General features: G+C 62.1%; 21 protein-coding genes and 1 pseudogene. 9 read left to right on the forward strand and 13 right to left on the reverse strand.

The window, feature by feature from the left end:
- Nucleotides 1–250: 250 nt before the first annotated feature.
- From ATY02_RS17875 to ATY02_RS17905, 7 genes are all read right to left on the reverse strand, one after another.
- Nucleotides 251–1,591, reverse strand: coding sequence for an amino acid permease (locus ATY02_RS17875; protein ID WP_164485052.1), 1,341 nt, complete (start codon nt 1,589–1,591; stop codon nt 251–253).
- Between the two features lie 274 nt (nt 1,592–1,865).
- Nucleotides 1,866–4,136, reverse strand: coding sequence for an ATP-binding protein (locus ATY02_RS17880; RefSeq protein ID WP_068587067.1), 2,271 nt, complete (start codon nt 4,134–4,136; stop codon nt 1,866–1,868).
- Nucleotides 4,133–4,918 carry a substrate-binding periplasmic protein gene (locus tag ATY02_RS17885; protein WP_068587069.1) on the reverse strand — a complete coding sequence of 262 codons (786 nt, stop codon included), beginning with the start codon at nt 4,916–4,918 and terminating at the stop codon, nt 4,133–4,135. The genes ATY02_RS17880 and ATY02_RS17885 overlap by 4 nt, the downstream gene beginning before the upstream one ends.
- A gap of 1 nt (nt 4,919) precedes the next feature.
- Complete coding sequence (locus ATY02_RS17890) at nt 4,920–5,636, reverse strand: response regulator (protein WP_022644050.1); 717 nt, start codon at nt 5,634–5,636, stop codon at nt 4,920–4,922.
- Between the two features lie 83 nt (nt 5,637–5,719).
- Nucleotides 5,720–6,358: a TetR family transcriptional regulator C-terminal domain-containing protein gene (locus tag ATY02_RS17895; protein WP_022644049.1), complete on the reverse strand. Its 639-nt coding sequence runs from the start codon at nt 6,356–6,358 to the stop codon at nt 5,720–5,722.
- Nucleotides 6,359–6,640: 282 nt separating this feature from the next.
- On the reverse strand, nt 6,641–7,435 hold the full coding sequence (locus tag ATY02_RS17900) for a class II aldolase/adducin family protein (RefSeq protein ID WP_022644048.1): 795 nt from the start codon (nt 7,433–7,435) through the stop codon (nt 6,641–6,643).
- Nucleotides 7,436–7,508: 73 nt separating this feature from the next.
- On the reverse strand, nt 7,509–8,564 hold the full coding sequence (locus ATY02_RS17905) for an ABC transporter substrate-binding protein (protein ID WP_053130509.1): 1,056 nt from the start codon (nt 8,562–8,564) through the stop codon (nt 7,509–7,511).
- Between the two features lie 214 nt (nt 8,565–8,778).
- Here ATY02_RS17905 and ATY02_RS17910 point away from each other — a divergent pair, with 214 nt between their 5' ends.
- The gene (locus ATY02_RS17910) at nt 8,779–10,731 is read left to right on the forward strand and encodes an FAD-dependent oxidoreductase (protein WP_068595685.1); all 1,953 of its coding nucleotides are present in this window, start codon (nt 8,779–8,781) and stop codon (nt 10,729–10,731) included.
- Between the two features lie 73 nt (nt 10,732–10,804).
- Nucleotides 10,805–11,431: a helix-turn-helix domain-containing protein gene (locus tag ATY02_RS17915; RefSeq protein ID WP_068583919.1), complete on the forward strand. Its 627-nt coding sequence runs from the start codon at nt 10,805–10,807 to the stop codon at nt 11,429–11,431.
- A 171-nt stretch (nt 11,432–11,602) separates the two neighbouring features.
- Here ATY02_RS17915 and ATY02_RS17920 read toward each other — a convergent pair whose 3' ends face one another.
- Nucleotides 11,603–12,361 carry a hypothetical protein gene (locus ATY02_RS17920; protein WP_228022197.1) on the reverse strand — a complete coding sequence of 253 codons (759 nt, stop codon included), beginning with the start codon at nt 12,359–12,361 and terminating at the stop codon, nt 11,603–11,605.
- Between the two features lie 280 nt (nt 12,362–12,641).
- On the opposite strand from ATY02_RS17920, the pseudogene ATY02_RS17925 reads away from it, so the two are divergent.
- Nucleotides 12,642–12,762, forward strand: a pseudogene (locus ATY02_RS17925) (cupin domain-containing protein); the annotation flags it as partial.
- A 208-nt stretch (nt 12,763–12,970) separates the two neighbouring features.
- Here the strand turns inward: ATY02_RS17925 and ATY02_RS17930 are convergent.
- The gene (locus ATY02_RS17930) at nt 12,971–16,894 is read right to left on the reverse strand and encodes an ATP-binding protein (protein ID WP_164823688.1); all 3,924 of its coding nucleotides are present in this window, start codon (nt 16,892–16,894) and stop codon (nt 12,971–12,973) included.
- Between the two features lie 288 nt (nt 16,895–17,182).
- A complete protein-coding gene (locus tag ATY02_RS17935) occupies nt 17,183–17,476 on the reverse strand; it encodes a DUF3077 domain-containing protein (RefSeq protein WP_068583912.1) in 294 nt (97 codons plus the stop codon).
- A gap of 429 nt (nt 17,477–17,905) precedes the next feature.
- On the opposite strand from ATY02_RS17935, the gene ATY02_RS17940 reads away from it, so the two are divergent.
- Nucleotides 17,906–18,574, forward strand: coding sequence for a phytanoyl-CoA dioxygenase family protein (locus ATY02_RS17940; protein ID WP_068583909.1), 669 nt, complete (start codon nt 17,906–17,908; stop codon nt 18,572–18,574).
- 90 nt (nt 18,575–18,664) lie between these two features.
- On the opposite strand, the gene ATY02_RS17945 is transcribed toward ATY02_RS17940, so the two are convergent.
- Both ATY02_RS17945 and ATY02_RS17950 read right to left on the reverse strand, forming a co-directional pair.
- On the reverse strand, nt 18,665–18,928 hold the full coding sequence (locus tag ATY02_RS17945; protein ID WP_068583906.1) for a hypothetical protein: 264 nt from the start codon (nt 18,926–18,928) through the stop codon (nt 18,665–18,667).
- Between the two features lie 20 nt (nt 18,929–18,948).
- The gene (locus tag ATY02_RS17950; RefSeq protein WP_053130521.1) at nt 18,949–19,905 is read right to left on the reverse strand and encodes a helix-turn-helix transcriptional regulator; all 957 of its coding nucleotides are present in this window, start codon (nt 19,903–19,905) and stop codon (nt 18,949–18,951) included.
- A gap of 180 nt (nt 19,906–20,085) precedes the next feature.
- Between ATY02_RS17950 and ATY02_RS17955 the strand changes: the two genes are divergently transcribed.
- The 5 genes from ATY02_RS17955 (at nt 20,086) to ATY02_RS17975 (ending at nt 23,169) form a co-directional block, all read left to right on the forward strand.
- Complete coding sequence (locus ATY02_RS17955) at nt 20,086–20,514, forward strand: hypothetical protein (protein WP_068583903.1); 429 nt, start codon at nt 20,086–20,088, stop codon at nt 20,512–20,514.
- Between the two features lie 66 nt (nt 20,515–20,580).
- On the forward strand, nt 20,581–21,225 hold the full coding sequence (locus ATY02_RS17960; RefSeq protein ID WP_068583900.1) for a hypothetical protein: 645 nt from the start codon (nt 20,581–20,583) through the stop codon (nt 21,223–21,225).
- The gene (locus tag ATY02_RS17965; protein ID WP_068583897.1) at nt 21,203–21,871 is read left to right on the forward strand and encodes a hypothetical protein; all 669 of its coding nucleotides are present in this window, start codon (nt 21,203–21,205) and stop codon (nt 21,869–21,871) included. The genes ATY02_RS17960 and ATY02_RS17965 overlap by 23 nt, the downstream gene beginning before the upstream one ends.
- A gap of 306 nt (nt 21,872–22,177) precedes the next feature.
- Nucleotides 22,178–22,492, forward strand: a complete 315-nt coding sequence (locus tag ATY02_RS17970) for a DUF2388 domain-containing protein (RefSeq protein WP_068583930.1) — start codon at nt 22,178–22,180, stop codon at nt 22,490–22,492.
- 11 nt (nt 22,493–22,503) lie between these two features.
- Nucleotides 22,504–23,169, forward strand: coding sequence for a TIGR02466 family protein (locus ATY02_RS17975; protein ID WP_068583895.1), 666 nt, complete (start codon nt 22,504–22,506; stop codon nt 23,167–23,169).
- Nucleotides 23,170–23,215: 46 nt separating this feature from the next.
- Here the strand turns inward: ATY02_RS17975 and ATY02_RS17980 are convergent, their stop codons facing one another.
- On the reverse strand, nt 23,216–23,665 hold the full coding sequence (locus ATY02_RS17980; protein WP_068583892.1) for a hypothetical protein: 450 nt from the start codon (nt 23,663–23,665) through the stop codon (nt 23,216–23,218).
- Nucleotides 23,666–23,862: the final 197 nt, after the last annotated feature.

Genomic DNA, 23,862 nt, shown 5'->3' on the forward strand with positions numbered 1-23,862 from the left:
TTGCTCGAGGGGTACGCCGACCAGGGCCGGATTACCTATCCATCCTGTTGTTTTTATTGAATAAATAGTGATTCGAACGATTTGTGGCCGAGCGGCTGTTACAACTTCGAACAAGCCACTACAACCCGGTAAAGATGCAGACCTTGCGGCCGCTGCGCCCCCGTACGCAGCCTGCGGCAGCGGCTACAAAACCCTGTAGCCGCTGTCGAGCGGAGCGAGGCTGCGCCAAGGCCCGCAGGGCCTTCGGCTGTCAGGTGGCGGCGGCCAATGGCTGGGCCTGGCGCTTGCGGTTCACCAGGTAGTAGGCGCCGTAGCACAGGGCGATGAAACCGAAGCCCCAGTACAAGGATGGGCGCTGGGTTTCATCCAGGGCCAGGAACACGAACAGCGAACTGCACAGGACGATGCACAGCAGCGGTACCAGGGGGAACCACGGCGCACGGTACTTGAGCTGCTCCAACTGCCCGCCCTCACGCAGGAACTGGCGACGGAAGCGGTACTGGGCCAGGGCGATGACGATCCAGGTCACGGTGCCGGCCATGCCGCTCACCGCCATCAGCACCATGAACAGGGTGTCGGCGGCGATGAAGCTGGTCATCAGCGAGATCAGGGCGAAGCACAGGGTGATCGCCAGGGCCCGCAGCGGCACGCCCTGCTTGCTCAGGGGCGACAGCGCCTTGGGCGCCATGCCGCTCTTGGACATGGCCCAGAGGATGCGGGTCGAGGCGTACAGCCCGGAGTTGCCCACCGAGAGAATCGCCGTGAGGATCACGAAGTTCATCAGGTCCGCGGCATAGGGAATGCCCACCATGTCGAACACCTGGACGAACGGGCTTTCCACCAATCCGGCCTGCTGCCAGGGAATGATCGCCGCCAGCACCATCACCGCCAGCACGTAGAAGATCAGCACCCGGAACACCACGTTGCGCACCGCCCGTGGAATGCTCTTTTCCGGCTGGTCGGTCTCCCCCGCTGCCACGCCCATGATCTCGCAGCCCTGGAAGGCATAGACCACGGTCATCATCACCGCGAACACCGCCGGCAGGCCGTTGGGAAACAGCGAATCGCCGGTGAGGTTGTCGAACATCGGCGCCGGGGCGCCACCGGGCAGGTCGATGACGCCGAAGATCACCAGCACCCCGACCACGATGAAGCTGAGGATCGCCAGCACCTTGATCCCGGCGAACCAGTACTCGGCCTCGCCGAAAGCGCGGGTGGCCAGGGCATTGATGCCGAACAGCAAGGCGACGAAGAAGGCCGACCAGTACCAGATCGGCACCCCGGGGAACCAACGCTGCATGAGCATGCCCGCCGCGGTGAACTCCAGGCCCACGGTGGTGGCCCAGCTCATCCAGTAGACCCAGCCGATCATGAAGCCGGTGGCCGGGCCGATGTACTTCGTGGCGTGGGCCTGGAACGAGCCGGACACCGGCATCTGCACCGACAGCTCACCCAGGCAGACCATCACCAGGTACATCAGGAAGCCCGCCACCAGGTAGGACAGGATCGCCCCCCAGGGACCGCCCTGGTTGATGGTGACCCCGGAGCCCATGAACAGCCCGGTGCCGATCACTCCTCCCAGGGACAACATGAAGATGTGCCGGCTCTTCAAGGCCCGGGTCAGTTGGATGCCTTTGCGTTCAGTAGTGGTCGTCACGGCGCACCTCAGCAGTCGGTGAGGCGCAGGGCGCGCTGGGAAGGGGTACGACGGGATGGGGCAGCAGCTTGCAGGCGGTTCATTATTATTATCTCCAATAAGCTTCGAAGGCCGCGGCGGGCGCGGCTCGACCGATTATTGGAAAGCCATGTAAGTTCGCGTTGAAGCAAAAGATCGAAGATGTAAAAAGTCGTAAGGTTTTTGTACTTCAGGCCGCCAGCAGTTGTTCCAGGGCCCTGCGCGCCCGCTGCCAGGCCTGCTGCAGGTGTGGTACCTGGGCGGCCATTGCCGCGACGCCGGACTGCCCCGCCGCATCCTCCAGCGCCCGCAGCACCCGGGCCAGTTCGCAAAAGCCCAGGGAATCGGCACTGCCGGCCAGGCGGTGAGCCAGGTGATGCACCTGGGTACTGTCGGCCGCCGCCAGGGCGTCATCGAGCAACGGCCGTTGCTGGTCCAGGGTGCTCGCCAGGACCTTGAACAGCCCCTGCAACTTCTGCTCCCCCAGCAGGCTGCGGTGGGTGTCCAGCAGTTCCTGGTCGAGCACGCCCTCGGCGCTCCGGGCTGGCGCCGCCAATTCCTCGCTGGCCTGCTCCGCGGTGGCCAGAACCTGGCGCAGGCTGTCCATCTGCAAGGGCTTGCCGAGGATGCCCTGCATCCCCGCCTCCAGGTAACTGCGCACCAGGGCCGGCTGGACGCTGGCGGTCAGGGCGAAGATCCGCGCCTGGCGATTGGGTCCCGGGCGCCGGCGCAGCTCGCGGCACAGCTCGATGCCACTGATACCCGGCAGTTGCACGTCCAGCAGCAACAAATCGAAGCCCTGGCGCTGGCACAGCTCCAGCGCCGCCTCGCCGTCCTCCACCAGCCACACCTGGTGGCCGTCGCGCTCCAACAAGCCCTGGGCCACCTCGCGATTGAGCGCCACATCCTCCACCACCAGGATCTTCAGCCCCGGCACCGGTGCCGCGACCGGCGGTGGCGCCGGTAGCCCCAGACCGCCCCCCAGGGCCAGTTCGAACCAGAAACGACTGCCCTGCCCCAGCTCGCTGTCCACGCCGATGCGCCCATCCAGTTGCTGCACCAGGTGCTTGCAGATCGCCAGGCCCAGGCCGGTGCCGCCATAGCGCCGGCTCACCGCATCGCTGGCCTGGACGAAGCGCTCGAAGATCTTGTCGCGCATCGAGGCCGCGATACCGATGCCATTATCGGCTACCGAGCAGCGCAGCCGTTGCCGTTGTGGTCCGTCCTCCAGCACCTGGACCTCGACCCGCACCCAGCCGCCTTCGGTAAAGCGGATGGCGTTGGCCAGCAGGTTGCTCAGCACCTGGCGCAGGTACTGCTCGGCGCCGTACTGCCCCGGGGCCAAGCGCGGGTCGACGTGCACCTGCAACTGCGTGCCGTGCTCCCGGGCCCGGGGTTCGAGCAGTGTGCTGACCTCCTCCAGCAACTGGCGCAGGGAAAAATCCCGGGCCTCCGGGCGGCTTTGCCCCTCCTCCAGGCGGGCGAAGGACAACACCTCGTCGAGGATCGTCAGCAAGCCCTCGCCGGCCTTGTGCAGGGCCTGCAAACGCTGGCGGTCCTGGTGCGCAAGCGGCGCGCCGCGCAAGAGTTCGGCCATGCCGAGGATGCCGTTCAACGGCGTGCGCAGTTCGTGGCTCATGGTGGCCAAAAAGCGCGACTTGGCCAGGTTGGCCGCCTCAGCCTCGTCCTTGGCGTGCATCAGGCTGGCGGTGCGGCGCTGGACCATTTTCTGCAATTCGTCGCGCTTGTCCTGCAGGGCCTGGCGGTCCTGCTCGCGGCGCTGGATGTCATCGAGAATCGCCCGGCGCATGTCGTCCAGGGCCCCGGCCACGGTGTCGATCTCGTCGCCGCCCGGGTGCTGGCGCTTGTCCAGGTGCAGCGGCTGCTGTAAGTCGCCGCCGGCCACGCGGCGGGCGAACTCGGCCATGACCTGCAGGTGCCGGGTGACCAGGCGATAGAACAGCCCGGACAGCGCCACCGCCAAGCCGCAGAGAAACACGCTCATCCACAGCAGGCTGGCCAGCCCGGTGGTGTACAGGCGCCGGTACACCGCCCCCAGGTCAGTGCTGACCTGCAACTCCCCCAGCTCGCGACGGGGCCCGGACGGCGGCTGGTAGCTCAGGGCGAAGCGCTCCACTCGCAAAGGCCCGATCAGCTCGGCACTGCCCTGTTGCAGGTCGAAATCACTGCTGAGCAGGTGCACCCGGGCCACATCGGAAAAGTCCACCAGGCCCTGCAACTGCACTGTCAGCTGTTCCTGGTTGAGGTCCCACAGGTTGCGCTCCAGGCTGCCCAGGTAACCGGCGCGGATCAGCTCCATGCGGCTGTCGATGTCGCGCATTTCGCGGCGGTATTCGAAGTACAGCTGCACGGCGCTGGCCAGCACGGTGAAGCACAGGCTGAACAGCAGGATGAACAGCAACAGGCGCCGCAGCAGGCCGCCGGGCCGTGGGCCGATCATGGCGCCGCACCGGCTTGGGCCTTGAGCATGGCGCGGTAGTCGGCCTGGCTCTGGTCCAGCCAGCGCTGTACCGCGCCGCTGTCGACCTGGCGCTGCAACTGCGCGTCGATCTCGTCCATGCGCGCCGCCAAGGGCGACTGGCGCGACACCGCCAGGCGCAGGTAGTCGACGCTGATCGCCTGGGGCAAGGCGACGATGTCCTGGGCGCCCGGCAGGCGTTCGATGAACAACTGCCCGGTACGCCGCTCGTGGGGGATGAAATCGATGCGCTGGCGGATCAGCTTGCCGAAGTTCTGCACGCTGCTGGACACCCACTCGATGTTGCCGTGCTGCACCACCTCACGGTCGAAATCCTGGCCGTAGCTCTCGCCGAACAGCAGGCCGCCGCGATAGGCGGTGAGGTCTTGCAACTGCTGGAAGCGCGGCAAGTGGCGGCGGTTGACGAACAGCGCCACCTCCTCGCGCAGCACCGGCACCCGGGAGAACCGCAGCCCCTGCTGGCGCTGGCCGGTGCGGTAGGCCAGCACCACGTCCACGCGGCCGGCGGCGGCATCCAGCAGGCAGCGCTTCCAGTTGCCCAGCACCACCACTTGCACCTGGTAGCCCAAGTCCCCCAGCACCTGGCGCACCAGGCTCGGGGCCAGGCCGCGCACCTGGCTGCCGTCGCTCCAGGAGATCGGCGGGTACACCGGGTAGTCGCAATATTTCAGGGTCGGCCTGGGCTCGGCCAGCGCCGCGCCGGCCAGCAGCATCAGCCCCAGGGCCCAGGCGCGGCGCAGCACCTCAGGCGGCCACGCTGGCAGTGAACAGATAGCCGGCACCGTGGATGGTGATGATCAGCTCCGGCTCGGCCGGGTCGTCATGCAGCTTGCGCCGCAAGCGCCCCACCAGTACGTCGATGGAGCGGTCGCTGGGCACCCACTCGCGGTTGCGGATCTGGTCCATCAACTGGTCGCGGCTGAGGGTGTGGCCACTGTTGCGCAGGAACACGCTGAGCAGTTGGTATTCGCCGTGGGTCAGCAGGGTTTCGCCACCCCGGGCGTCGATCAGCCGGCGGCGGTCGGTGTCCAGGGCCCAGTCGGCGAACTGCTTGACCGGGCTGGGATGGCTGGCCGGCGCTGGCGGCTGGCGGGCATGGCGCACGCGGCGGACCAGGTTCTTGGCCCGGGACACCAGCTCGCGGGGGTTGAGGGGCTTGATCACGTAGTCGTCGGCGCCGCATTCCAGGCCGACGATGCGGTCGATGTCGTCGTTGCGCCCGGTGATCAGGATGATCCCCACCTCCGAGCGCACTCGCAGCTCGCGGGTCAGGGTCAGGCCGTCCTTGCCGGGCAGGCGGATATCGAGCATCAACAGATCGACCGTGTGCTGGTCGAGGAAGCTCTCGGCCTGTTCCGCCGTGGCGGCGCAATGCACGTCGTAGCCTTCCTGGGACAGATAGGCCTGGAGCAGTTCGCGAATCAACGGATCGTCGTCGACGATCAATACCCGAGGAGTCATCGCCTGTGTTCCTGATTATTTTTATTAGAGGTGTCGCCTTGTGCGCAGCAGCCTAGCCATTACTGAACAACCGATCAACAGCCCTATGTCGGCTGGCGAAAGCCCCGCCCCTGGCTGGCCAGCACGCCCTCGACCCAGGCTTCGCAGATCTGCACGCCTTGCTGCGGGCTGAAGGTCCCGGGGTTGAGCCCGGACTCCAGCCACAGGCCGTCGAGCAAGGCGCTGAGGCTGATGGCCGCCAGGTCCGCGTCGAAGTCGGCCCAGGCCTGGTCCCCGGCCAGGCTGGCCAGGAGTCCGGCCAGTTCGTTGCGGTATTCGGCGTAGGAATGGTCGTGGGCCTGGTTGATCGCTTCGGCGGTCTTCACCGCGCCCCAGAACGCCAACCAGGCGTCCAGCAGTTGCGGGTCCAGCAGTTCGGCGCAGAACGAGGCCCGGAAGAACGCCGACAAACGCTCCCGGGGCGCCGGCGCGGCCTGGTCCATGGCTTCGCGCAGCAGGTTCATGACCCGCCCGGTGATCGAGCGATAGGCCTCGGCCACCAACTCGTCCTTGCCGGAATAGTGATGGCTGATCAGCCCCACCGAGACCCCGGCCTCGGCGCTGATCTTGCGGATCGACGCGCCCTGGAAACCGTGGAGCTTGAGGCAGGTCAGGGTCGCCTCGATCAGCTCGGCCTTGCGCAACCCGGGTTCCAGGCGGGAAAAGCGCGCTTCCTGGTTCATGGGGCATGACTCCTTGGCAATGACGGGAAATGACAGTTGAACGACTGTACAACAAGCCTTTGTGAACTGGCCAGATTCGCAGCGGCGCCGGGTGATGTTGGCCGAGCGTTCGCTGAAGGCCCTGCGGGCCTTGGCGCAGCCACGCTGCGCTCGACAGCGGCTACAGGCTTCGTGTAGCCGCTGCCGCAGGCTGCGTACGGCTCGGCACGAGCCGCCAATCGTTATCCACGGTTTGCCTGCCGCGCTGCGGTGCTTGGTGTTACGGGCGCTGGGGTAGTGGCGTCAGTCGCGGTAGTCGGGGGCGATGCGCTCGAGCAGGCGCAGCAGCGCGGCCCAGGCCAGTTGCATGGCGTCCGGGTCGCTCAGTTCGCCCTCCTGCAACGGCCGGCCCGGGTCGTTGAACTGGCGCTCGGTGTGGGCGCAGACCGCGTCCGGTGGCAGCACGATCTCCCCCGCCGCCTGGGCCGCCAGCTGGATCTCGCAGGCCTTCTCCAGGTAATACATGCGCAAGAATGCCTGGCTGACGGTTTCGCCCACGGTGAGCAGGCCGTGGTTGCGCAGCATCAGCACGCTCTTGTCGCCCAGGTCAGCCACCAGCCGCTGTTGCTCGGCCAGGTCCAGGGCCACGCCTTCGTAGTCGTGGTAGGCCACCCGGCCATAGAACTCCATGGAGATCTGGTTCACCGGCAGCAAGCCGCACTTGAGCGCCGCCACCGCACAACCGGCCTTGGTGTGGGTGTGCAGCACACACTGGGCATCGTCGCGAGCGCCATGGATGGCGCTGTGGATCACGAACCCCGCCGGGTTCACCGGATACGGCGAAGGCTCCACGGCCTGGCCATCGAGGTCGATCTTCACCAGGTTGGAGGCGGTGATTTCCTCGAACATCAGCCCGTAGGGGTTGATCAGGAAGTGATGCTCGGGCCCGGGCAGGCGCACCGAGATATGGGTGAAGATCAAATCGGTCATGCGAAAGTGCGCGATCAGGCGGTAGCAAGCCGCCAGCTCTTCGCGCAGGCGCTGCTCGGTGGCGCTGCGCTCGGTCAGGGCGTGGGGGCTGGGCACGATCTTATTCATTATTGGAGTCCTCCAGGCTGTTGGGCTGGCAAACGATAGGGCCGCACGTCCGCCGACGTCCAGCCCGTTGGGGTTACTTGCTGGCCCAGGCGTTGAAGCGCTCTTCCAGCTCCTCGCCATGATCGACCCAGAACTCCACGTTCATCGCCAGGGCGCCCTTGAGGTTCTGTTCCGAGGTCGGCACCCACTGGGCCAGCGCCGGATCGAGCCGGGCCGCAGCCAGGGTGTTGGTGGGGCCGTAGGGAATGGCGCGCACATAGTCGACCTGGGCCTCGGGGCGGTTGGCGTAGGCGATGAAGCGCTTGGCCTGGGCCACGTGCCTGGAGCCCTTGATGATCGCCCAGTAATCCATGCCATACAGGCTGCCGGGCCAGACCACGGCCAGGGGCGCGCCGTCCTGGGCGGCCGCGGCGATGCGACCGCTGTAGGTCGAGGTCATCACCACATCGCCGGCGCTGAGCCACTGCGCCGGCTGCGCCCCGGCCTCCCACCACTGGATGTACGGCTTGAGCTGGCTGAGCTTGGCGAAGGCCCGATCCACCCCCTCGGGCGTGGCCAGGACCTTGTACACGTCCTCGACCTTGACCCCATCGGCCAGCAGCGCGAACTCCAGGTTGTACACCGCGCGCTTGCGCAGGCCGCGCTTGCCGGGGAACTGCTTGACGTCCCAGAAATCGGCCCAGGAGGCCGGGGCCCTGGCCAGCTTGTTGCGGTCGTAGGCGATGGCCACGCTCCACACCAGCACAGCCGAGCCACAGGGCTGGGCGGCATCGGCGATCAGCTCGTCGGCGTGGCCCAGGGCCTTCCAGTCCAGGGGTTCGTACATGCCTTCGTCGCAGCCGCGCATCAGGTCCGGACCTTCGATCTGCACCACGTCCCAATCGACGTTGCCGGTGTCGACCATGACCTTGATCCGCGCCATCTCGCCGTTGTACTCGCTCTGGATCAGCTTGCTGCCATCGGCCTTGGCAAAGGGTTGGAACAACGCCACATCCTGGGCTTTCTGGCCGGCTCCGCCGTACCCCACCACGACCATGTCGGGGGCTGCCCGGGCACTGTCCAGGCCCAATGTCAGGGCGAGGCTCAGGGCCAGGAACGAACAACCATGCTTGCGGGTGAGCGCTTTCATCGGTGATTCCTCGTGACGGTGCCCTGCCGGACAGCTCCGGCACGGCCCTTTTTTATTGTTGTGAGGGGCGCCCCGCAGGCTGGGGCGCCAATCGAAGCTACTGCAAGGATCAGTAAAAAAACAAGTTGATTTTTTACTACCGGTAAATTTTTATAGGAAAACAATAACAACGCCAAGGCATCGCCCTGCCCTTGGCCAGCCTGGAGCCCGCGCCATGACCACCGCCTTCCCGCACCTCTTCGCGCCGTTGCAGATCCGTGGCAAGCGCCTGAAGAACCGCATCATGTCCAGCGGCCACGACACCTCGATGCCCACCGACAACCTGGTCAACGAGCAGTTGATCGCCTACCACCGGGCCCGGGCCGAAGGCGGGGTTGGGCTGATCGTGTTGCAGGTGGCCGGGGTCCACGACAGTGCGCGCTACACCAGCCATGTGCTGATGGCCACCGACGATGCCTGCATCGACGGCTACCGGCGCCTGGCCGAGACCTGCCATGCCCACGGCACGCTGGTGCTGTCCCAGGTGTTTCATCCGGGGCGCGAGATCATGGAGTCTGCCGACGGCCTGCTGGCGGTGGCCTATGCCCCCTCGGGCGTGCCCAACGAGCGCTTCCGGGTCATGCCCCGGGCCCTGGACCAGGAGATGATCGACGCGATCATCCAGGGTTACGCCGACGCTGCCCGGCGCCTGCACCAGGCCGGCCTGGATGGCGTGGAGCTGGTGGCCAGCCACGGCTACCTGCCAGCGCAATTCCTCAACCCGCGGGTCAACCGCCGCAGCGACGGCTACAACGGCGAGCTGGAGCAGCGCCTGCGCTTTATCCGCGAGGTGCTGGCGGCCATGCGCGTCAGCACCGCCGACGACTTCATCATCGGCCTGCGCATCAGCGCCGACGAACGCGACCCCGAGGGCCTGACCGAGGACGAGTCCCTGGCCGCCGCCCAACACCTGCAAGACCAGCTGGACTACCTGCACATCGTCGCCGGCACCTCGGCCTCCCTCGGCGGCGCCGTGCACATCGTCCCGCCCATGGCGGTTGAAGCGGCTTACCTGGCCCGTGAAGCTGGGACCTTCAAGGCCGCGCTGCAGATCCCGTTGTTCGTCACCGGACGCATCAACCAGCCCCAGGAAGCCGAGGCCATCCTCGCCAAAGGCCAGGCCGACGTGTGCGGCATGACCCGGGCGCTGATCTGCGATCCGCAAATGCCCAACAAGAGCGACAGCGGCCGGGTCGACGACGTGCGTGCCTGCATCGCCTGCAACCAGGCGTGCATCGGCCACTTCCACAAGGGCCTGCCGATTTCCTGCATCCAGCACCCGGAAACCGGCCGCGAACTGCTGTACGCCCAAGCTCGGCCGGCCCAACAGCGCAAGCGCATCCTAGTGGTGGGCGGTGGCACGGCGGGCATGAAGGCCGCCGCCGTCGCCGCCCAGCGCGGCCACCAGGTGACCCTCTACGAAGCCGGCTCCCAGCTCGGTGGCCAGGTGCTGCTGGCGCAACTGCTGCCCCGGCGCAGCGAATTCGGCGGCGCCAGCACCAACCTGCAACGGGAAATGCAACTGGCCGGGGTCGAGGTGGTGCGCAACACCCGGGTCGATCGCGCCCTGGTGGAGCGCGAACAGCCCGACCACGTGATCATCGCCACCGGCGCCCGCCCCTACTGGCCCCATTTCGAGCGCGCCGGCGAGCTGCAAGTGGTGGACGCCTGGCAAGTGCTGCGCGACGAGGTCCAGCTCGGGCGCTCGGTGGTGGTGGCCGACTGGCGCTGCGACTGGATCGGCCCGGGCATCGCCGAGCGCCTGCTGCGCGCCGGGCACCAGGTGCAACTGGCGGTCAACGGCACTCACTGCGGCGAAAGCCTGCCGCTGTACGTGCGCGACCAACTGGCCGGGGAACTACACAAGCTGGGGCTGCCGATCATCCCCTACGCCCGCCTCTACGGCTGCGACGACAACACCGTGTACCTGCAGCACACCGCCAGCGGCGAGCCGATGCTGCTGGAAAACGTCGACAGCCTGGTGCTGTGCCAGGGCCACCAGCCGGTGGACGACCTGGGTGAGCAACTCAAGGGCCTGGTGGCCTTCCAGCGCATCGGCGACTGCCTGGCCCCGCGCACCGTCGAAGAAGCCATCCATGAAGGCTTGAAAGTCGCCTGGGCGCTTTGAGGCTGCTTTATACTCCAGGGCTTTTGCAGGACGGGTGCTCGGACGCGCCCGCCTTCCAAGCCTGGAGCCCGCCATGACCCAAAGCAGCAAGACGCCGCCCGCGAGCCACCTGCCCGAGCCCGGCGGCGACCACCAGGCCCCCGGCGGCCCGCAGTTCCTTGGCACGCGCATCCGCGGCCTGCGCAAACGCCGCGGCCTGACCCTGAGCGAACTGGCCCAGCAGAGCGAACTCACCGCCGGCTACATCAGCCAGCTGGAACGCAACCTCGCCTACCCCTCCATCCCCGCCCTGTTCAACATCGCCCGCAGCCTGGGCGTGACCATCCAGTGGTTCTTCGCCAGCGAAACCCAGACGGCCCCCGAAGACCAGGGCTACGTGGTGCGCAAGAAACAGCGGCTGCAGGTGAACTACGAAAACGGCATCGTCGACCAACTGCTGACCCCGCAACCGACCCAGCAACTGGAATTCTTGCACTCACGCTTTCCCCCGGGCACCTACAGCAAGGAGAGCTACAGCCATGAGGGCGAGGAAGCCGGGTATGTGCTGTCGGGGAGCTTCGAGCTGTGGGTGGGCGAGCGCTATTTCCAGCTGAGCGAGGGGGACAGCTTCAGGTTCTCCAGCCAGGAGCCGCATAAGTATGGGAACCCTGGGGAGGAGGATGCGGTGGTGTTGTGGGTGATTACGCCGCCGACGTTTTGAGGGGGCGACTGAGCGGAAGCGCAATGCACCGCTCTTTCGTTTACTGAAAACTAGCTGTCACGGGGAGGGAAGTAGGACTGCTGCCATAGCCACTCGCTGAACTGGGCCTCGGTCAGCAGCGCGGGTTGCTCGCCCATTTCATCCCACACGCGATTAATCATGTGCTCCCAGTTACGGGTGAGCTCCATTAGTGGCGCTGCTGAGCTTTAGCCTTTCTATTGCCCTGGTGCATCCATGCTCGGCGGCTTTATTGATAAACCGCACCCGCTCTTGCTTAAGGTTTTGCGTCAACATTTGAGTCGCCATACTCATATAAAGGTTGGCGCGAAAGCTTTTTTCGTCGAGCAACACGATTGGATTGCTCTCAGAGCGACTATTTCTATCGCAACTCGGCATCATCGTTGGCTGGGGGTAGTACCTGCTATACAGGGTTTCATCATTAGGCAACGCGTCGACAAGTGACCGATACCCAGGTGTTTTAACCTCATCGAAGCAATAGAAAAGCATCTGCAAACCCGCTGGAGTAAATCCGTTACTGAAACTGGATTTTAGGAGAGTGCAGACCTTTTCAGCGACTTGATCGCGAGATTCAAATGTCGACAACATTAGCGCTAGACGGTACTGCGCTGCTGGGTTGCCTTCCTCAGCAGAACGCTTGAGCAAAGGTACTCCTTCATTTACAAGCCGAAGCATTTCGTCTCTATATTGTTCTTTTTTTTGGTCGGGAACCTTTTCACTGACCGCTAACTGCTTTCGAAAAGTGAACATATCGTTTTGTATTTCATCGATTTTTTCTAGGTAAGGCAGCGCTTTGAAGTACAGCATCTCGCTTTCGGCGGATACTTTTAGATCACTTTCACTCGCACTTGCGAATGCAGCTAAAAAGACAGAAGCAAGAGCCAAAAAGCTCTTAATGGATGATTTTTCCACTGGAAACGTCCTTTGTATCTTCATTATGATTAAAACTAATGCTGAATCGCCCATACGTTGATAAAAGACAGAATGACCGCTTCCAACCTGCTCAGTACTTCATTCTCTCCATGCTGAAAAACGATCTTCGTATTTGAAAACTTCAAACAGAGGAACTCGTCCATTTAGCCTAACGGGCACGTTCACCACGCTCCGGCCGCCGCATTCGGGAGGGTAACCAGCCCATCGAAACACTACAAGTCACAGCCATGATGCCGGAAGACGCCGGCTATGTGTTGCTGGGGGCTTTGAACTGTGGGTGGGGGAACGGTATTTTCAACTGAGCTAGGGGGGACAGCTTTAATTTCTCCAGCCAGGAACCGCATAAGTATGGGAACCCTGGGAAGGAAGATGAGGTGGTTCACGCCGCCGACGTTTTGAGGGGAAAACGGCAGCTATCGGCCAATAGCGGACGTTCGATCCACCTACGACCTAAGTTCAGCTCACCGAGTTACGATGAAACGGACCACTAAAATGCTGCGCTATGTAGCGCGTTGCTTCGCGGAAGAGTGTCTATGCGTAGCAATTGGCAGGCCAATCAGGACACCATCGTGTGCAATTCGCTTAAGTTTATCGATATAGGACGCCTATGATGGAGACAGCATGGATCACTCTTCTCAGCCCATTGTGCTCGCAGTCGATGGCAAGAACATCCGACACGCCCAGTCCACCAATAGACTCAAATTGTCGAAGATGCTGCAGTGGAGCTGGTAGTTTGACTCCAACCCGCTTGAATAGACTACTGCCATCGTCGAGGTGAAGTGCTACATATTCGTCGAGATGTGCATCGAACTCATGTAAAGCAATGGCTGCACCGCCCAGTGCGATTTGGCCAGGGAGCGCAAGGGGAATGGCGCTATCTTCTTTAATACGGTAAGCCGACTGGACTTTTTTAATCTGCGAAATTTCTGGTATCTGCACAGCCTCATTTTTGGAACTAGGCACGAATTCAAGGCTGCCGAAAAACATCCCCACGATTGAATGCAGCATCACTTGATTTTCATGCAGAAGTTGTGTGGGAGGACTTCTTCTTGGATCAGGGGATTCAGCGGCGAGTGCAACAAGCTCCGAATGCTGAGGCTTCAGCAATCTACGAGCAAACACATCTTTCCCTGTACGGGCAATGACAATTTGTCGATCTGCTGGGACAGAAGCCTCTATCTCGACGATCGCTACGCTGCCCTGTGGACCTGCAAAACCTAATGTGTTCGATCTAATATAGAAAAAAGCTTTGGACTGGAACCAGTCGGAGGTAATTTCTTCAAATTCCAGTTCCTGAGAGTCGCCGAAGGAGGTACCTCTTACGAATGCCTTCAGGGAGGCTTGGATAAAAACTTGAAATTCCGGAACTTCAGCGGGGCATAAAGCGGCTAAATTCGTCGAAGGGATAGCTAATGGTTCCCGGCGGTTGAAGGTTCGGAACTCTTCATGCGCACGTTCTACTCCCTTGCGTAGACGCTCGAGATGCTCCTTGATTCCGGATACGTCCAGTGGGCGAATTCTTTCCTTATCCCTGTGATGGGATTTGTTGAGCAGCGCTAGTGTTGGAGATCCGTCGTTTAGAGCATGATCGTTGACGAAACCTCTGATGATCGGGCTCTTGAACAACTCATTTGGAGGATTCTTGATCAAGCCGCGCAGTCGACTCAGATGATCACTCAGCGTGGGCGCGAAACTAACTGTTGCGGCAGCAGGAAACGCGCGGTCATCGAACAGATCTCCCATACGACCCTCCAGAAATATACGACATTCTGCGAGATAATCTTGGGCCGCTCTGGCGTCGTCGGGGAGAGCCTTGAACTGTTCAAATGCCGCCTGAACTCTAGTTACGCTGGGTGTCAGGAAGATGGTGCCACGAGTGGCTGTAGCAGGATGTACATACTGATGGTTAAAAGAGACTGGCTTGCCTTGTAGATGTCTGGCTACCGCTAGAGCGAAACGCGTGTCATGAGTCGTGATGATCAATTGCGCACTTGCTTTGCAGATTTCATATATAGCTTCAGCAAGCCTATCGCGATTATCTCCATCAAGCAGCTCCTGGGGGTCATCAAGCAGAAGCAAATATAACCCTCCTCGCTCGCTGAGCATGTACTGCCAGTAAGCAAGGTAGAAGCCCAATAGGCTTGCGCGTAGAGCTGAAGCGTTTGACACGTGCTGTGCTGGTGCGGCGAGCCTGTTAGCCCCCACTAGCAGTTGCAACTCACCGCTGCCGCTCATCCGGGTATCCACAAGCTCCAAGCTGGTTGAGGGAAAAGCGCTGGAGTAGATTTTTTGTCGCCAAGCTGTAGCGCTGCTGTGTAGTCTCTTTTGTAGCAGCATAACCTGCTGCTCTGCCAACTCACCTACGGTGATACATTCTTTCAGCGCTAGACTTGCTTCACCGTAAGCCATCAAGCGTTGCTCAAAACTCCGACGTCGCATGAGCTCCGCCACCAGTCGCTTTTGCTTCACGACAGCATCGTCAACAGGGGCTATCGCAGCGACCACGGCTTGCAGCTTTTGTAGCATCCCCACAAGTGAATTTGGCACTGTCTCACACTCGGCGGTTGCTTCTTGACCAATGACCTCTGCCATGAAGCTGTTCCTCGCCGATGTGGCGCGCTTACGCCACTCGGGGTACGCCAGCGCGCGCTCAACGCGATAGATAAGTTTATTGAGCATTTCAAGTTCAGGTCGTCCGCTTCCCAACAACGGTGAAGCAGTAAAGCTGAATTTTGGAAATGACTCTAAGCGGTGGTCGCAGGCCTCAGCAACGCTCTGTTTGAGCGGCGCCAGACTTCCGATGAAGGAGGTATCAAGAAATAATTCGTCTACCACCGCTTGTCGAAGCAGTGAAGTCGGACTTTCTGGAGAGTCGCGTCTTGCCTCTGCAGCAATAGCGGCTGGGAGTCGTGTTGTTATTTCACCTACGACGTGATGAGCCCAAGTAGTGAAGGTTTGCCCTGCGTAGTCCCCTTCTTTAGCCGCCCCGCCTATGTGGTCCTTAATTTTTTGCCCTGTGATGTCATCTACGACATCTTCTAGATTGTGGCCACAGACCGCACAATTGTTTTCGTCGTGCAGTCCAGGATGTTCCTTTATCCAGGATGCAACCCGTGCGTAAAGTCGCACACGTGCCGCTTTGTTTGGCTCGGCAGCAATCTCAACAAGTTCTTCTGCTTCTTTCCGCACCGCAGAAATAAAATCCCGGATGGGTGCTGCCTCAGCATCCGAGAGCTTGGTCAGCCCACCTAGCCGCATAATTGAGGGAAGAGTGCCCAATTTGCCAACTGCGCTAAGTGCCGGAGCAATGCTCTTCACCAAGTCGTTCCGTTGCTTTTCATCCTGAGCATCGAACGCCTCTCCTAACACCTGTTTTGCGTGCTCAAGTCCGGACGACTTGAGCGTTTCCAGCTGAACCGCAAGTTCATCTAGCCTGGTCTCAAGAGTCGAATCGTCTGAAGGAAATGGAACGGCTTCTTGTTCAATAGTTAATGTGTGCTTATGGATCAGGTCTATCAGGTCGCTGCGGGTGACGATATAGGCTTCGTCTGATCTCTCCAGTTCGCCTTTTTTGCTCTTTGAAAGGTCGCCATCAATTTTTTTCTTGGCTTTTTGGGCATGGTTTGCCAGTTGGACCAGAGGTGCCATACCAGTGAGTTCTGACACCGCCTTACCTAATGCTGAGGTAGAGCCGACCTGAACATACGGCAGAATGCCGGGAATCGTCGTCCCAACGCGAGTGGCGATTGGATCTAGGCCCATTTCTTCAAGACCGGAGACTTCTTCCTTCAAGGCGTTGCGCGTTGCGCGCTTCAGGCTTCGACGAACTTGATAGGACTGGCTATCTTGATCTTCGAATACCAACTCGACCCAAGTATTGACGGGGATCGCTTGGGTGGCTAACGCTTCCATCGCCGGGTCTGGCAGCGGCACAACCGGCGGGGCGTTATGAATAGCGCCTCCATCAACTTCAAAATCAAAATCCTTGTTGCCTAACTCCGGTGGTCGCTGAGGTCGTAAGACCTCCCCGGTCAACGCCCAGACGATGGCATTAATGAGGGATGTCTTGCCGCAACCGTTGTACCCTTCGAAGAGGGTCACACCGTTTTTGACTTCAAAGGCGAAGGCGCTTGGTTTGGCTTGTGTGGTTCCAGCATGATGAAGACCGGCGAACTGATGCGCTTTGATCGATACGAGAGAAAATCTGCGGAGAGAGTCTGAGGGGGTGGCATTCGAAGGTGGGGGCTGCGGATCGGGAGCGGCAATAGCTGCATCGACTATAGCCTCCACATCTGTGGTTTGAACGTTGGCTGCCCATCGAGATTTATTTTTTGTATACCAGCGAAGCACGCCCCGCGACGCGTTTGATTTAAGTTGGAAAGCACTTCCGTCATCGCCCACGCTAACGGGTACACCTGCTATCAGGTCTGCGCAAAGGCTATCCAGCGTATGTAAGTGCAGTGGGCGATTCGCTGTCATCATTCCATTCTCTTTTTTGCGTTCGTCGAGCATAGATCTAAAGATGGCCATGCGCCATTTTCAACTTTTCTCCGCACCTGCACTCATTCCCTATGACACAGCACTCCTAGAGCGGTACCGCACTCGACCGTCAAAATATCCATTTCGAAATTCGACTTTGATACAGGAAGGCTGACTTATAGTTGGAACTATTGTTTCTGGTGGGGTAGCGGTCGATTGCGAACGTCCGCTTATGGCCGAAAGCTGCCTCCTCAAATCTCAAAGACGCCGCTTATCAACCAACAATAAGCGGCGCTTCTATCTACTTAGTACGGTGTAGCCCTAACTCAGAGCCCCTCCCTCAGCCGCTCTTCCACCCAACCCCAAACTCACATCATCTATCACCGCCTTACCCATCTCCGCCAAAAAGTGCGAAGCCCAAGCATAGCGCTCACCCTGCTCTTCCATCGCGGCATCCAGCGCAAGTTTCTTGGCGTAGTACAGGAGTGTCGAGGCGTGCTCCAACGCCTGCTCCAAAGGCACATCAGCGTTTACGCGAAACAGCGTTAATTCAGGATCGGCACAACTGCCAAAGGTAACGAAACCCAACGTCTTGACTGTGGTGGAAGTGCTCATCGGACACCTCCTACAACAGCCCGGAGACGGGTATTACGAAAGGAAGGTCCAGATAGATTACGGGCGTACATGATTGAAACTCCCATATCGGTAATGAGAGCTGCCGCGTTCGTTCTCAGGCGAATGGGTGGCAGCTGTGCGCGGGCTGAGAAACCGGAGATACAGGAACCCGGCAGACCCGAAGGTCTCCCACGCACAGCCGCCATAACACGAATAGACGGGCACAAAAATGCGCCAGCATCGTGGGCGGGCGCTTGTGCGCCTGCATCTTACCGGGTTCTCAGGCCCGGTCGCTGATTTTGCAGCGACCGCAGCAGACTAGGCGCTCTGCTTAGGGTCCGGCAACCGCTAAACCGTAGCCGGTTATGTCCCTCGATTGGCCGAGCCGCTATGCTCTCCCCCACCTCGGATAAGGACATCTGCCCCCTCATGATCGACCGCGAACAACTCCATCAAAACGGCTACCAGTTGCTGCGCCAGGCGGTACCCGCCAACTGGCTGGATGAGTTGCGGGCCACGTTCGAGGCGGGGGTGATTGCGCCGCAACAATGGCCGGTGCCTCGGGGCCACGATTGGCGTCATGCGCTGGTGGATCTGGATGCGCGGGTGCAGGCGGTCTGTCGGTTGCCAGCGGTGCTGGCGGTGGCCGGCGAGTTGATTGGGGAAGGTTTTTTTCTGGCTCAGGTGGAGGGCCGCGAGCCGTTGCCGGGGGGCGGTCATCAGGCGCTGCATCGGGATCTGTCGGAGCAGCGCCTCGGGGATCGGGCCATTGCCCTGGTCTATCTCGATGACTATGGACCGGCCAATGGCGCGACGCGCATCGTGCCCGGCAGTCACCGCCCTGGGGAGCTTTTGGCGCCCTTTGATTTCAGTGAGGAGTCCCATGCGGTGCAGCTCTCGGGCGCTGCGGGAGACATTCTGCTGTTCGATGCCGATCTGGTGCATGGGGCCAGCCTGAACCCCAGCGGCGCGCGCCGCCGCAGCTTGCTGATCAGCTATTGCGCCCAGGGATTGTATGAGGCTCATCTGCAAACGCTGGGCCTGCGCTTTGTGCGCATGGATACCAGCGAGCGCTTCGAGCCTGCGGACTTTGTCTGAGTGGGCTCGGGCGCCAGGGGTGCGTCAGCCAAAGCGTGGCGCTCACTCAGGCTGTCCTTGAACTAATCCGTTGCGCGGTCAACCGCCCCCTCACTCTCCACGCCCATGGGCCACGGCCAGTGCCAACAAGCGGGTGAAGTTGGCGATGGCGAAATACAGGTCATCCAGGGTGTCGCCATCCCACTCCTCCACCGCTTCGCGCTGGGCGGTCAGCGTGGCGATGCGCGCCTCGATCTCGACGATTTCCGCCTCGCCACACTGCCGGGCGATGGCCTCCCAGGCGGCCTGGGGGATGTTCTGCTGCACAGAGAGGCCAGCCTTGGCTTCAGCGATCAGCGTAGTCAATTTGCTCATGGTTCATCATCCTCAAGAGGCTAGGGCTTGCCGCGTTCCGCCCCTGGCGGGTGGCCGAAGTGGGCTTTATAGGCGTGGTTGAAGTTGGCGGGATTGGCATAGCCCAGGCGATAGGCGATTTGCGCCACTTGCCATTTGCCCTGGCGCAACAGGGTGCGGGCCAGTTCCATGCGCTGCTGGCGCAGGTACTGCAGCATCGACTGGCCGAAGACCTGGGCGAAGGCCCGGCGCAGGGTGGTTTCCCCTACACCCAGTTGCTGGGCCAGGGCCTGGCTGCCGGGCGGCTCGATCAGCTGGGCGTCGAGCAGGCGCCGGGCTTCGTGGGCCAGGTCCAGGCGGCCGCGCACCGTCGGCGGTGGTCCGGGGCGCTGGCCTTGCAGGTGCGCCGCCAGCTCCACCAGCACCGCCAGGCTCAGGCTCTCCTGGTGCAGGCGCTCCAGGGCGCCCTGGTACGGCGACTGGTATAGCCGTCGCAGCAGGTTGCCCAGGGCCTGGCAGCGCTGGAATTCGCTGAAGCACATGCCGTCGTCCAGCAGGCCGAGCAAGGGTTGCAGGCTGGAGTCTTCCTCGGCCAGTTCGCGCAGGTAATGCCCGGCGATACGCAGCCCGGAGAGGCAGGCGTGGCTGCCGGCGGGCAGTTGGTCCACCGCTTCCATGGTCTCGCTCAGACCCAGGGCGTGGGGCGCACCGGGGGTGTAGTGGTTGAGCTGGCCATCGACCCGGTGCCGCCACTGGCCGTCGAGCACCTGGACGATGCACAGGCTGTCCGGCAGCACCTTGTGGATGCGCAGCGGCTCGGGAAATTGCAGGTTGCAGTCGAAGTACTGCACATGGGCGCGCACGGTGCGGGCGCGGTAGTGGCCGATGGCGCTGCCCATCACTCGGCGGGCAGTGGGATCGAAGACCCCGGCACGGGCCAGGGCGCCGGGCCGGTCGAAGCGAAATTGGGTGTCGAGATAGGGGTTCCAGCATTCCATCGGTAAAGCGTGTCCATGACTGCCTGGCGTGCGGTGGCCAATGGTAACCCACTCACACTTTGTCCATCGCCACTTGTGAGCGACGGCATTTTTAGTGTGCGCGACGGTCATAGTGCTTGGCAGCGCGGCCAGCGCCGACTTCAATAGCTGCCCCTTTTCAATTTCTCAGGAGCGTGAAGGATGCACTTGTATAGCCGATGGACGGCCGCATGGGCCATGGCGTTGGCCCTGGTGGCCGGGATGGCCCAGGCCGAGGAACGCCCGCAGGTGGCGGACAAGATGGTGGCCTACAACGGCCCGCACGGGGTGAAGGTCTGGACCCTGCGCATCGGCGAGCGCAGCGCCAACCAGGCGCTGGTGCAGGTGGAAGACGCCGACCACGACTGGAACATGCGCATCCAGAAGATGAACGTGGAACAGACCTCCCGCGACACGCGCTATTTCACCCAGGTCGACGGCCAGAAGTTCGTGGTGCTGGTGCTCCAGGAAGGCTATGGCGAGCTGCACCTGCCGGGCCAGGCCAAGCCGCTGAAGGTGGGTTATGACGACAACCTGTCCAGCTATGGCAATGCCCAGGCCTTCCTCAACGACTACCTCAAAGCGCAATGACCCTCACGCGGGCGAGCGCCCCCGCGCCGCCCGTGCTTGTTCCCTCCCCTGATCCAAGGCTCCCCCATGACCGATGCCCAACACCCCGATTCCGCCCTCCCGCCCATGGCCGAGCATCCCCAGGCCGCCCAGCGCCAGCGAGTGATCGCCGAGCTGCAACAGGTGATCGAGCGCGTGCCCGAGCAGAGCGAGTTCACCAACACCCGCCGCTACCAGGTGTTCGGCCCGTTGCTGACCCTCGCGTCCCTCGGCGCCCTGGCCCTGGGCCTGCACCAGGGCAAGACCGGCCTGCTGCTCTGCGGCCTGTTCCTGACCCTGCTGTTCGCCGTGGTCAGCTGGCAGCACCGCAACGCCGGCCAGCAGGTTTTCATGCGCCTGACCCGGCGCCAGTTGTTCGCCGAGCCGTTGAGCGCGCCGGTCAACCTCACCGACGTGGTGGACATCCAGGTCAAGGACGAGCTGCTGCAAACCCTGCAACAACTGACCTTGCGCGCCGACGCCCCGCTGCCCAGCCATCGCCCGGTGCGCCAGCTGTTCGGCAACCAGGCCGTGGCCCTGCGCGACCCGCAACCGCAGATCCGCATCCACTCCGCCGGCCTGATGCGCGCCGGGCAAAAACTCAGCGTCGATGACATCTGCGCCCTGCTGGACGCCTACTGCCAGGCCGCCAACGCCCAGCAGCAACTGGATGAGCTGCAAGGCCGTGGATAACGCCGGCAAGGAAGCGCTGCTGGAACAACTGCAAGCGGCCGCCGACGGCCCCCAGGGCCAGTGTGAGATTCATGAGCGCTGCCTGGGCCAGGCGGCCCTGCTGGCCCTGCTCTCGGTGCTGTTGCTGGCCATCGGCGGCTGGTTGGCCAGCCTGCCTACGGCCTGGCAGTTGCACTCGGCCCAGCTGTTGTTCTGGGGGCCTGGCGCGCTGCTGCTCGGCGCTGGGCTCGCCGGCCTGATGGGGGCCGAGGCCCTGCGCCGACGCCACGGCCAGCGGGTGCTGGCACTGAGCGCCGACAGCCTGCAGTTCGCCAACGCCACCGAACCCACGCCCTGGACCTGTTTCGATGCCTTCGAACTGGAGCAGCGCTACCTGAGCCTGGCCGTGGTGTTCTCGGTGAGCGCCGGCCAGCGCGCGCCGGAACTGGCCCCGGCCGGCTTCAAGGCCCTGGCCGCGCCCAACGCCCGGAGCGTGGCGGCGGGCATGCGGGTCCGCCTGTGGCTGTGCAATCCCATGCTCGACGGCCGACGCCTGGGCTTCGAAGACCTGACCGACCTGCTCTACGCCTACCTGGAGGCGGCCCAGGCTCGTCGCACCCTGGGCCAGCTGTTCCCCGAGGTGCAGCGCTTGGGCGCCAGGCCATAGCCCCTCCCCCGACTGAAACCGCTGCCGCGCCCCGCCGCTGCTCTACCAGCAGAGGCGGCGGTGAACGCTCAGCCAACAGCGCTGAAAATAGGCGATCCGGCACTTAATTCGCCGCGCCGCGGCGGCGATTGCCGATAATCAATTCCTGCCTACTAAGGGCAACTTGAAAGTTGCCGAGAAAGTTCAAGAAAGCCCCCCCCATCGCACTTTTTAACAATCTTTAGCAAAAGCCCTGAGGTTGCCGAAGGTTACCCGTTGGTAGGGTTCACCCCCGAATTTAACCCCAACTTAACCTTCGTAGATCCAATGAAACGGCCAAACTTTCCCCACCTGTTATGTGTTGTTTGCGGCCTGATGAGCATGCATGCCCACGCCACCAGTTTCGTCATGACCACCGATATTTCGGTCAGTCTCACCATGAGTGCGTCCAAAGGCACTAGCGGCTCGTTCAAGGACGACAAGATCGTGCTGGCGGCCAAGGATGACGCAGCGGCATTCGTTGCCAGTGACGGCGATATTCGCGGGGTCCGCATTGAAGCGGCATTCGCCAGGATTCGCCAAGTAACGGGGGACTCGCAACTCTCGGACCTGCAACTAGCCAGAGCCATCCTGGTACTTTAAATGGAATTTACATGCCTCTTGCCAACACCCTCGTGGACCCGCAACTGATCAATATCCGCCATCTGTTCGCCACGCCGGTAGCGAGCCTGCGCCACCCCGATGCCCACGCGCTGAATGTGCAACTCAAGGCCCTGATCGCCAGCCGCATGGCCCAAGACCTGTGCGGCGCGCAGCACAGCAACGACGGCGGCTGGCAATCGCCGAGCGATTTCAACCTCTGGGGGGGCACGGCTTGCGAGTCCCTGGTGCAATTCGCCAAGGACTTCGCCAGCCAACTCACTGCGGTGCACAGCGAACAATACGGCCTGGTCGAACCCAACTTCGAGTGGAAGATCAACGCCTGGGTCAACGTCAATCAAGCCGGCCATGCCAATGCGCTGCATGGGCACCCCGGGGCATTCTGGTCTGGGGTCTATTGGGTCGATACCGGCGGGCGCGAAGAGCAACTGCAGGTGGGAGGCGATATCGAATTCATCGACCCCAGAGGCATGATCGCCTCGACTTACAACCCGGCACTGCGCATGCGCATCAAGGACTGTTTGGCAGCAGGTTTTGGCATCACCCAAGTTCCGGAAAGTGGCACCTTCCTGATGTTTCCCTCATGGCTTTTGCATTCGGTACAGCGCTATTCAGGTAACCGGCCAAGAATATCCATCGCTTTCAACTTCGGTGTTTGAAACAACGTGCGATTTAACCAAGTTGATCGGCAGGCAGGTGCAACTTTCAGGCAGTAGGTCGCGCGATATTCAAACGATAAAAAGCCTCGTCCAGCGTCCGCAAAAGACTCGCCGGCGCTGCCGCAAAAAGCTCCCGTAGCGCTTCGGTAACACGGTCATCGCGTTGCCCGCAGGCCGCAAGTGCCTCGACTGCGGCGCGAGGCACCAGGGTGGCGCGGGTCGCGTCGCACAAGATCGCCCACTGCCCTGTCGGGTACCACACCGCGGCAAACACCGCTGTTCCACGCTCCTCATGCTGGCGGGCATTGGGGTTGCCGCCCACGTCCTGCAAGAGCCTCGGCAGGGCGTGGGGGCTGCTGACGAAAGCATGCTCCAGGCTGGCGAACTTGTGCGCCGCCAGGGTGTGGCGACGCCAGGCACAACGCACATGGGCGGCGCCGAACTCCAGTGATTCGCCGGGTATTTCACGGACCTGGGTCCAGGATAAAGCGGTCATTGGCAGCTCCTTGCGTGGTATCCAGCACCCTGCATTGCTCCTGCCAGAAGCCTAGCTGGTTTCGATCAGGCCCAGCTAACCCCAGAGCGAGTAATGGCAACCATCAGCATCATGCAAGTGATTGTCCATCAAGGGGCGATGATGCCAATATGCCTTTACGCTAAAGGCCTCAGCAATTGAGAGTTTTAGTGCAACGC

This window comes from Pseudomonas sp. BIOMIG1BAC (genome assembly GCF_001705995.2).
In the GTDB taxonomy this organism is placed as follows: domain Bacteria; phylum Pseudomonadota; class Gammaproteobacteria; order Pseudomonadales; family Pseudomonadaceae; genus Aquipseudomonas; species Aquipseudomonas sessilinigenes.

Bases quoted from the DNA above. Each gene is read 5' to 3' on its own strand.
- ATY02_RS17915 (WP_068583919.1), top strand. From the start codon at position 10,805: ATGACCCAAAGCAGCAAGACGCCGCCCGCGAGCCACCTGCCCGAGCCC.
- ATY02_RS17900 (WP_022644048.1), bottom strand. From the start codon at position 7,435: ATGAATAAGATCGTGCCCAGCCCCCACGCCCTGACCGAGCGCAGCGCC.
- ATY02_RS17890 (WP_022644050.1), bottom strand. From the start codon at position 5,636: ATGACTCCTCGGGTATTGATCGTCGACGACGATCCGTTGATTCGCGAA.
- ATY02_RS17935 (WP_068583912.1), bottom strand. From the start codon at position 17,476: ATGAGCACTTCCACCACAGTCAAGACGTTGGGTTTCGTTACCTTTGGC.
- ATY02_RS17930 (WP_164823688.1), bottom strand. From the start codon at position 16,894: ATGCTCGACGAACGCAAAAAAGAGAATGGAATGATGACAGCGAATCGC.
- ATY02_RS17940 (WP_068583909.1), top strand. From the start codon at position 17,906: ATGATCGACCGCGAACAACTCCATCAAAACGGCTACCAGTTGCTGCGC.
- ATY02_RS17980 (WP_068583892.1), bottom strand. From the start codon at position 23,665: ATGACCGCTTTATCCTGGACCCAGGTCCGTGAAATACCCGGCGAATCA.
- ATY02_RS17880 (WP_068587067.1), bottom strand. From the start codon at position 4,136: ATGATCGGCCCACGGCCCGGCGGCCTGCTGCGGCGCCTGTTGCTGTTC.
- ATY02_RS17910 (WP_068595685.1), top strand. From the start codon at position 8,779: ATGACCACCGCCTTCCCGCACCTCTTCGCGCCGTTGCAGATCCGTGGC.
- ATY02_RS17895 (WP_022644049.1), bottom strand. From the start codon at position 6,358: ATGAACCAGGAAGCGCGCTTTTCCCGCCTGGAACCCGGGTTGCGCAAG.
- ATY02_RS17950 (WP_053130521.1), bottom strand. From the start codon at position 19,905: ATGGAATGCTGGAACCCCTATCTCGACACCCAATTTCGCTTCGACCGG.
- ATY02_RS17905 (WP_053130509.1), bottom strand. From the start codon at position 8,564: ATGAAAGCGCTCACCCGCAAGCATGGTTGTTCGTTCCTGGCCCTGAGC.
- ATY02_RS17960 (WP_068583900.1), top strand. From the start codon at position 20,581: ATGACCGATGCCCAACACCCCGATTCCGCCCTCCCGCCCATGGCCGAG.
- ATY02_RS17955 (WP_068583903.1), top strand. From the start codon at position 20,086: ATGCACTTGTATAGCCGATGGACGGCCGCATGGGCCATGGCGTTGGCC.
- ATY02_RS17965 (WP_068583897.1), top strand. From the start codon at position 21,203: ATGAGCTGCAAGGCCGTGGATAACGCCGGCAAGGAAGCGCTGCTGGAA.
- ATY02_RS17970 (WP_068583930.1), top strand. From the start codon at position 22,178: ATGAAACGGCCAAACTTTCCCCACCTGTTATGTGTTGTTTGCGGCCTG.
- ATY02_RS17975 (WP_068583895.1), top strand. From the start codon at position 22,504: ATGCCTCTTGCCAACACCCTCGTGGACCCGCAACTGATCAATATCCGC.
- ATY02_RS17875 (WP_164485052.1), bottom strand. From the start codon at position 1,591: ATGTTGTCCCTGGGAGGAGTGATCGGCACCGGGCTGTTCATGGGCTCC.
- ATY02_RS17945 (WP_068583906.1), bottom strand. From the start codon at position 18,928: ATGAGCAAATTGACTACGCTGATCGCTGAAGCCAAGGCTGGCCTCTCT.